Here is a 5,200-nt window from a genome sequence, read left to right as displayed (position 1 = left end):
TTGCATAAGGGTATATTTATGAGAAATCTTTACCATCTAATAAAACTAAAGATCTTTAAGGACCAGTATGGCAGCCTTTATACAAAAAATCGTGCTTCTACAGCACGATTTTTTATTATTAAAATGAAGAAATAAACGAGCATGATGGTCATGATGATTCCTTTTGTCACCACACTGCTGACAAAACCAACGACAGAACCGAAGCCAACCTTAATCGCATCATTCAGGTTCTTTTTATTAACCAGCAATTCAGCCAGTGCCGCTCCTAAAAATGGTCCAATCAGAATACCGACGATTGGAATGACAAATGGTCCGATCAGCAAACCGATTGTACTTCCCCACATCCCCGCCTTGCTCCCACCATATTTTTTGACACCAATGATGTTAGCAATATAATCAGCCCCAAACAGCAGTGCAACGAACAGCCCCTGGACCGACCAAAATAACCAGTTAAAAGGCTCGAATGAAAAAAATAAGCCGTAAAGGATAAAACCGCCCAACATTAAAAGTACGCCAGGCAGGATAGGGACTACCAAACTGGCAAAAGCCCCTACAAATAACACTCCAATAATGACCCAATATACAACGTCCATTCAATCCATCCTTTTCAGATAAAATAAAAAAATAAGCAAAGGTTTCCCTTTGCTTATTTTACCACTATTTCTGCTCTCCCAAAACGTACTCAGCGATGTTTACTGCATGGTCGCCGATTCGCTCCAGGTTGCTGATGATGTCAACGAAAACGATTCCAGCCTGTCCAGTACACTGTCCTTCATTCATGCGAAGGATATGCTGCTTTCTAAGCGTTCGTTCCATTCTGTCAATTTCATCTTCTTTTGTGACTACTGCTCTTGCAGAATCAAGATTCTTCTGATCTAATGCCTGAAGCGCCTCTTCAACGGTACGTACAGTCAGGTTGAACATAACTTCGAGGTCTTCCATAGCTGTATCTGTCATCTTCACTTTATTAGCCTGCTGGTATTCGATTAGTTCAACAATATTTTCAAAGTGATCCCCGATTCTCTCAATATCCCGGACTGTATCAATCAGCATGCTGTGCTCTTCTGATTCATGTCCTGATAGGGAGCTTTGTGACAAGTCTACCAGATAGTCTGTAATTTTACGGTCAAGATTGTTGATTGCATCTTCAAGCTGATAAGCAGTCGCGGAATGCTTTGTATTCTTTGTCTTTAAAAATTCATTCGTTTCTTCGAGTCCCTTTAATGCAAACTTACCCATGCGCAGGACTTCTTCCTTTGCCTGGCCAAGCGCGATTGACGGTGATTGCTCGATGAATACTGGGTCAAGATGTTGAGCCTTGTAATCAACGATAGAATCTTCACCAGGAATCAATTTAGTCACGATCAATGCCAAAATCGCAATGAAAGGCAACTGAATAAGAGTATTGGTTGTATTAAATATTCCGTGAGCGAATGCGATTGTCATCTCCGGATTCAAGCTTAAATTATCTCTAATAATTTCTATTAACTTAGTGAATGGTCCCAAAACAATGACGAATAAAGTTGTTCCAATCAAATTGAATAGAACATGTGTAGCCGCAGCTCTTTTTGCAGCCACTGAAGTACCAATCGCAGCCAAAACAGCTGTAATTGTTGTCCCGATATTGTCACCGAACAGGATTGGCAATGCTCCCTGTATATTAATCATTGATTCAGCATGTAAACTTTGTAAAATACCAATCGTGGCGCTGGAACTCTGAACAATTACAGTAAACACAGTACCAATGACTACACCAAGAATTGGATTTGAACTCATTTCCACTGTAAGATCATGGAATGCTTCAAGGCTTCTCAATGGTTTCATACCACCGCTCATAAGTTCAAGGCCAAAGAACAATGCCCCGAAACCAAATACGATTTGTCCAAAATTATGAACTTTTTTGCTCTTGAAGAAAAATAACATGATGGATCCAACCGCTATAATCGGCAAAGCATACTCGCCGATGTCGATTCCAATGATAAAGGCTGTAACCGTTGTACCGATATTTGCCCCCATTATGACCCCAATTGCCTGCCTTAGCGTCATAAATCCGGCACTTACAAGTCCCACCGTAATAACAGTTGTCCCACTACTTGTTTGTAAAAGGACTGTAACAAAAATACCTGCTAGTACACCCATCAGTGGATTAGTGGTAAAGCGGTCGAGAATATCCCGAAGTCGGTCACCTGCTGACTTCTGCAAACCATCACCCATGAATTTAATGCCGTATAAGAAGATACCAAGTCCCCCAAAGAACTCAAACAGCATTTCTTGTAAATTCAATTCCATTTTTTCAACCCCTAGATTTATTTCGACAAACATCTACAAACACAGCTAATTATGAAGTAAATATTAATGAAAAGTAAACAATTTATGCTTCGAATTTACAATACCTTAACATTTCTTCGTTATGTTACAAACGTGTTACAAAGCGCAGGTAAAAAGGTTGTTTTTCTACTATGTGAAAAGCTAAAATAGTGAGTGTATTTCTTTTAAAGGACGTGTATTAATGAGTATTTTCACACAATTAGCAAAAAGCATGTATTCTCCAAAGGTTATTGCTGACACGCGATTCCAGGGTATTGGCAAAACTATCTTATTTGTCTTCATGTTGACCCTAATATCCATTTTGCCTGTAGTCTATTATATGTTTGTTGGGATCTCAGAAGCTGTTGGCTCGGTCAAGCATTCCATCAAAACTGATTTACCTTCTTTTACGATTCGAGAGGGAGAGCTGCAGTCAGAAATTAAAGCACCGTTAACCATCAAAAATGGAAGTTTCACGTTAATTTTTGACCCTACCGGTGCTATCGATGAAAGTGAACTGACTGGCATGGATGCAAACGTTGCAATGCTTCAAAAAGAGATTGTGCTTGTTGCCGGGGGTGAAACCAACGCTGTGCCCTACACCCTTTTTACAAGTGAATCTATGACCAAGGATGACATTATTACTCTCATCAATACGGCTGAATCCTCTCTCCCTGTATTGCTGGGAATACTGTTTATTGTTATCTATGTTTTTTCCAGCGGTATGAAATTTATCGAGGTTTCTCTATTAGCACTTTTTGGTCTTCTATTGAAAAACCTGGCTGGCAGAAAGCTTCAATACAGACATTTATGGAGAATGGCAGCATATAGCACAACACTCCCTACTATATTTTTCACGATCATGGCACTATTAAAAACAGCTGTACCTTACAGTTTTTCGATAAACTGGTTTGTTGCTTCGATGATGCTTTTATTAGCCATTAAAGAACTGCCAGCCAAGAAACCTGCAGAAAGTTAAGAAATGCGCCTCTGGCGTATTTTTTTACTTTCATATTAATAGATAAGGGTTTTCTCTCTTTCTGCCCCCTTATGTGTCCTCTCAAACAATTCCATTCCCTCAATCCTGACAGATAGATTATTTTATTTTCTTATATAAACTTTCATTTTTTATCTATTAAATTGGTTCTTAACTCTATTTCTCCTGCATAAATAATGATATAAGCATTTAAGGAGGAAGGTCCTATGAAAAAACTGGCAGGATTATTGGTTTTCTTGATAGTAGCTTACGCAGTCTACAATGATTTGAGCATAGGAACACTTCCAGCAGCGAAAATGCAGGAACCTGAAATATCAAAAGTGGAAAGGGTAGAGACGGAAAAGACAGAAACACTAACCACAAAAGAAATTCTTTTTTTTGAACACGAAGTACTGCCTGGTGATACTGTACTATCAGTCATTGACAGTTATATGGACAAACCATTGAGCGTGCCTGTCTCACAAGCAGTGGAAGACTTTAAAAAGTTGAACGACGGGACAAATCCCCAAAAAATCAAATTCGGAAACGTTTATAAATTCCCGGACTACAGCATCCAAAATTAGCAAAGGCTAACAAATGAAGTCTTTCCTTGTCAATTTGAGCAAAAGATTGATAAAATGGGGTTATGCAACTTTAGGAACATATTCATGAATTCCATTTTTCAAAGGAGCGAATCACTGTTGAGTGAAATTATACATCGTACCAAAACCCGTCCAATCAAGGTTGGGAATTTAACCATTGGAGGCAACAATGAAGTTGTCATCCAGAGTATGACGACTACCAAGACACATGATGTCGAAGCGACTGTCGCTGAAATCATGCGCCTTGAAGAAGCAGGCTGCCAGGTTGTCCGTGTTGCTTGCCCGGATGAAAGAGCGGCAAATGCCATTTCTGAAATCAAAAAAAGAATTAACATACCACTTGTTGTTGATATCCATTTTGATTACCGCTTAGCGCTTAAAGCGATTGAAGGCGGAGCTGACAAAATTAGGATCAATCCAGGGAATATCGGCAAGCGTGAAAAGGTAGAGGCTGTAGTAAGAGCAGCTAAAGAGCGCGGAATCCCGATCAGAATCGGTGTAAACGCGGGTTCTCTTGAAAGACGTATTCTCGAAAAATACGGCTATCCAACAGCTGATGGTATGGTTGAGAGTGCATTGCACCACATCAAAATCCTCGAGGACCTTGATTTCCATAATATCATCGTTTCGATGAAGGCTTCTGATGTAAACCTGGCAATTGAAGCTTATGAAAAAGCTGCAAAGGCTTTTGATTATCCGCTTCACCTTGGAATCACCGAATCAGGGACTTTATTTGCAGGGACTGTCAAAAGTGCTGCTGGACTTGGAGCGATTCTCAGCAAGGGAATCGGCAACACTGTCAGGGTATCATTAAGTGCAGACCCAGTAGAGGAAGTTAAGGTTGCAAGGGAACTGTTAAAGTCATTCGGCCTAGCAGCTAATGCAGCAACATTGATCTCTTGTCCAACATGCGGACGAATCGAAATCGATTTGATTAGCATTGCCAATGAGGTTGAAGAGTACATCTCAAAGATAAAGGCACCTATCAAGGTAGCTGTGCTTGGATGCGCTGTTAACGGACCTGGCGAAGCACGTGAAGCTGATATCGGCATTGCAGGTGCGAGAGGGGAAGGTCTTCTTTTCAGAAAAGGAGAGATTGTCCGCAAAGTGCCTGAAGAAACAATGGTAGAAGAACTTAAGAAAGAAATCGATAAAATTGCTGAAGAAAAGATTCGCGAAGCTGCCCTTCAGAAATAAAGAACAAAAAGCGCAAGCACCTTGTCCAGCCCCGACAAGCGCTGGAGGGCCGAACAGTGAAGTTGTTTTTTGACTTCATTAGGCGGACCGAAATAGAAATGTATAGCCGACTGTCCAG

Annotated in this window: 5 protein-coding genes; 3 read left to right on the top strand and 2 right to left on the bottom strand. The window is 40.4% G+C overall.

The window, feature by feature from the left end:
* Positions 1–77: 77 nt before the first annotated feature.
* Both TY49_RS12215 and TY49_RS12210 read right to left on the bottom strand, forming a co-directional pair.
* On the bottom strand, positions 78–593 hold the full coding sequence (locus tag TY49_RS12215) for a DUF456 domain-containing protein (RefSeq protein ID WP_041966194.1): 516 nt from the start codon (positions 591–593) through the stop codon (positions 78–80).
* 64 nt (positions 594–657) lie between these two features.
* Complete coding sequence (locus TY49_RS12210) at positions 658–2,289, bottom strand: Na/Pi cotransporter family protein (RefSeq protein ID WP_041966193.1); 1,632 nt, start codon at positions 2,287–2,289, stop codon at positions 658–660.
* 220 nt (positions 2,290–2,509) lie between these two features.
* Here TY49_RS12210 and TY49_RS12205 point away from each other — a divergent pair, with 220 nt between their 5' ends.
* The 3 genes from TY49_RS12205 (at position 2,510) to ispG (ending at position 5,082) form a co-directional block, all read left to right on the top strand.
* Positions 2,510–3,286 carry a DUF1189 domain-containing protein gene (locus tag TY49_RS12205; RefSeq protein WP_041966192.1) on the top strand — a complete coding sequence of 259 codons (777 nt, stop codon included), beginning with the start codon at positions 2,510–2,512 and terminating at the stop codon, positions 3,284–3,286.
* Between the two features lie 224 nt (positions 3,287–3,510).
* On the top strand, positions 3,511–3,867 hold the full coding sequence (yqfZ, locus tag TY49_RS12200) for a protein YqfZ (protein ID WP_041966191.1): 357 nt from the start codon (positions 3,511–3,513) through the stop codon (positions 3,865–3,867).
* A 126-nt stretch (positions 3,868–3,993) separates the two neighbouring features.
* Positions 3,994–5,082, top strand: coding sequence for a flavodoxin-dependent (E)-4-hydroxy-3-methylbut-2-enyl-diphosphate synthase (ispG, locus tag TY49_RS12195; protein ID WP_198135615.1), 1,089 nt, complete (start codon positions 3,994–3,996; stop codon positions 5,080–5,082).
* Positions 5,083–5,200 lie beyond the last annotated feature (118 nt).

It is taken from the genome of Mesobacillus selenatarsenatis SF-1, assembly GCF_000813125.1.
Lineage (GTDB): Bacteria > Bacillota > Bacilli > Bacillales > Cytobacillaceae > Mesobacillus > Mesobacillus selenatarsenatis.
Note: the sequence above shows the minus strand (reverse complement) of the source record. Positions and strands in the feature narration are given on the sequence as shown.